This is a genomic window from Aeromicrobium sp. (assembly GCF_036676885.1).
Lineage (GTDB): Bacteria > Actinomycetota > Actinomycetes > Propionibacteriales > Nocardioidaceae > Aeromicrobium.
Genome location: NZ_JAKFCB010000333.1, coordinates 1 through 3,634 on the forward strand (window position 1 = coordinate 1; position 3,634 = coordinate 3,634).

A 3,634-nucleotide genomic window follows, 5' to 3' on the forward strand; every position below is an offset into this window, starting at 1 on the left:
CAGTACGTCGAGCTCTCGCAGGAGCGCGCCGACAAGATCTTCGTGATCCTGGCGGAGTTCGGCAACCAGCGTCACCCCGACTATCCCGACGTCGACACCGATCCGGACACCCCCGGGCCGACGACGTTCGAAGGGCCGCTTCACAACAAGATCCCCGAGCCGGATCGCACCAAGGACAACTCCACGATCTGGCAGGCGGACTACAACCGCCAGCACTACCAGGACCTGTACTTCAGCAGCGACGACGAGTCGGTCAAGACGTACTACAAGACGCAGTCGTCAGGCCGCTACTCGGTCGACGGCACGGTGTCGGACTGGGTCAAGGTCCCCTACAACGAGGCGCGCTACGGCCGCGAGGACGCCACGACGTGGAACCTCATCGAGGATGCCGTGACGCAGTGGGTCGCCGACCAGAAGGCGGCGGGCCGGACCGACGAGCAGATCAAGACGGACCTGCAGGCGTACGACACCTACGACCGCTACGACTTCGACGGTGACGGCGACTTCAACGAGTCCGACGGCTACCTCGACCACTTCCAGATCGTGCACGCCGGCGGTGACGAGGCAGACGGCGATCCGCAGCAGGGCGAGGACGCCATCTGGTCGCACCGCTGGTACGCCTTCCTGACCGACGCCGGCATCACCGGCCCGGCCGACAACAAGCTCGGCGGCACCGAGATCGGTGACACCGGCATCTGGGTCGGCGACTACACGGTGCAGCCCGAGAACGGCGGCCTGTCGGTCTTCGTCCACGAGTACGGCCACGACCTCGGCCTGCCGGACGCCTACGCGATCAGCGGTGGCGGCGACAACTCCAACGAGTACTGGACCCTGATGGCCCAGAGCCGGCTCAATGCCAAGGACGAGCCGCTCGGCACGCGTCCCGGCGACCTCGGCGCGTGGGAGAAGCTGCAGCTCGGCTGGCTCGACTACGAGGCAATCGGCGCCAAGGAGCGACGCACACTCGCGATGGGCCCGCAGGAGTACAACACCGCCAAGGCGCAGGGTGCCGTCGTGGTGCTGCCGAAGAAGAGCGTGACCACCGACAACGGCGCACCGGCATCGGGGGCGAAGCAGTTCCACTCCGGCTCCGGGGACGACCTGGCCAACTCCATGACGCGGGACGTCGACCTCACCGGCAAGACGGGTGCTGAGCTGACGGCGAAGATCCGTTACGAGATCGAGGAGGGATACGACTACGCGTACGTCCAGGCCTCGACCGACGGCGGCGCCAACTGGACGGCGTTGAACGGCACGATCAACGGCACGCCGATCGGGGTCGACACCTCGGGACGACCTGGCATCGACGGTGAGCAGGCCGCATGGGCCGATCTCAAGGTGCCGCTGTCGGCGTACGACGGACAGCAGGTCAAGCTGCGCATCTTCTACAAGACCGACGGTGGCCTGGCCCTCGATGGCCTGTACGCCGATGACGTCACGGTCACGGCCGGTGCCGAGACGGTGTTCACCGATGGTGCCGAGGATGGCGCCACCGGATTCACGCTCGACGGGTTCAAGATCATCGGCGCGACCACGACGGAGCAGTTCGACAACTACTACGTCATGGGCCACCGGTCATACGTGTCCTACGACAAGTACTTGTTGACGGGCCCCTACAACTTCGGCTTCCTCAACACCAAGCCGGACTGGGCCGAGCACTACAAGTACGGTCACGGGCTGCTGATCTCCTACTGGGACACCTCGATGAAGGACAACAACACGAGCCTGCACCCGGGCTCGGGTCGCAACCTGCCGATCGATGCCAACCCCAGGCCGATCATCAACATCGCGACCGGGGCGCCGTGGCGAGCGCGGATCCAGGTCTACGACGCGCCGTTCTCGTTGCACACGGCTGACTCGATGACGTTGCACACCAACGGCAAGCCGAGCTACATCCGTGGGCAGAAGGCGCAGCCGCTGTTCGACGACACCCAGAAGTACTGGTACTCCCAGTTGCCGAACCACGGTGTCAAGCTGCCGGCGGTGGGGGTGAAGGTGAAGGTTCTCGAGGAGAACGGCACCTCGCTGAAGGTCAGGTTCAACTGACCTGATCTCCCTGGACAGGGGGTCACGCATCAGGGGGTGCGTGGCCCCCGTGCCCAACGGGCCGGGACCCGGGTCGACGACGGAGTCATCCGTTGTCGGCCCGGGTCCTCGTAGGTCAGCGGAGACTCGCCACGACTGGAGCAGCACTCCCCGTGACGATCCCGAGCGCCGGAAGCGCCGCCTCCAGCGCATCGAGCTCGCCGGGGGACAGCCTCGCGAGCCGGTCGACGATGACGGCGTCCTGCGCTCCGTTCTGCCGCTCCAGGGTTCGGCGACCCAGCGGCGTGATGTCGATCAGCGCCACGCGGCCGTCGCGGGCATCCGACGTACGACTGACGAGCCCGCCGGCCTCGAGGCGCTGTACGAGTCCGGTCATGGCCGGCTGCGTGACGGCTTCGTGCTCGGCGAGCGTCGTGATCCGCAGGGCGCCTTCGCGGGCGAGCCACGAGAGCGTCGACGCCGCGGCACGGCTCAACGACTCGGTGGGCGTCGATCTCACGAGGCCGCCCGCCACCTCGCGGAGCGCGCGGGCCAGGGCTTCCAGGTCAGGTTGCGACATGCAACCAAGAGTATGACGGGGTAATGCAACGTTCAACTTGTGTTCGTTGCGTACAGGACCTCAGCGTCGCCGCACGGCGTAGAGGGCGGCACCGACGGCGACGACGGCCGCGCCGATCAGGATCGTGGAGGACGGCAGGCTCAACGCCAGCGCGGCACACCCCGCCAGGCCGAGCGCCGAGACGAGGCGCGGCAGCAGCGCGCTGGTGAGCGTCCAGGCCGAGGCGTTGGCGATGGCGTAGTAGACGAGGACGCAGAACGAGGAGAAGGCGACGCTGGTGACGAGGTCGCCGAAGCAGATCAGGGCGGCGACGACGACGCCGACGGCAATCTCGGCGATGTGGGGCACCTTGGTGCGCTGGCTGACCGCTGCCAGGCCATGAGGCAGGTGTCCGTCACGAGCCATCGCGAGGGTCGTGCGCGAGACGCCCAGCATCAGCGACAGCAGCGCGCCACCGGCCGCGAGCGCCGCGGCGATCAGCACGAGAGGCACGAGCCCGCCGGCGTCTGCCGCGTCGACGCCGGCCACGAACGGCCGGACCGAGTCGGCGAGCTCTGAAGCGCCCAGGGCGTGCAGGAGCGCGAGTGCAGCGGCGGCGTAGAGCCCGAGCACGAAGACGAACGTCACGGCGATGGCCTGCGGGATGGTGCGGGCCGGCTCCCGAACCTCCTCGCCCAGCGTCGCCAGGCGGGCGTAGCCGGCGAACGCGAAGAACAAGAGACCCGCGGCCTCGAGCACACCGCTCGGAGTCGACGGCAGGTCCGGACTGGATCCGCCCGGTCCGGAGAGCATGACGACCGCGGCGACCGCCACGATCACGACGACGCCGGTGACGAGCGGAATGCTCACCACGGCGGACTTCTCGACGCCGGCGAGGTTGACCGCCGTGAAGACGACGACAGCGGTGAGGGCACCGAGGCGCGCGTGGTCGGGCCACAGGTAGCTGCCGAGCGCGAACGCCATGGCGGCGCACGACGCGACCTTGCCGGCGACGAACGACCAGCCGGCGAGATAGCCCCACAGCGGACC

Annotated in this window: 3 protein-coding genes; 1 reads left to right on the forward strand and 2 read right to left on the reverse strand. The window is 68.0% G+C overall.

Annotated features, from left to right (window positions below; translation table 11 throughout):
- Positions 1–2,046, forward strand: a 2,046-nt coding sequence (locus tag V6M46_RS15495) for an immune inhibitor A domain-containing protein (RefSeq protein WP_332666702.1), incomplete at its 5' end; no start/stop codon positions are given.
- Positions 2,047–2,161: 115 nt separating this feature from the next.
- On the opposite strand, the gene V6M46_RS15500 is transcribed toward V6M46_RS15495, so the two are convergent.
- Positions 2,162–2,605 (reverse strand): MarR family winged helix-turn-helix transcriptional regulator, encoded by a 444-nt coding sequence (locus V6M46_RS15500; RefSeq protein WP_332666703.1) that lies wholly within the window; start codon positions 2,603–2,605, stop codon positions 2,162–2,164.
- Between the two features lie 60 nt (positions 2,606–2,665).
- A partial coding sequence (locus V6M46_RS15505) for an APC family permease (protein ID WP_332666705.1) occupies positions 2,666–3,634 on the reverse strand: 969 nt, incomplete at its 5' end.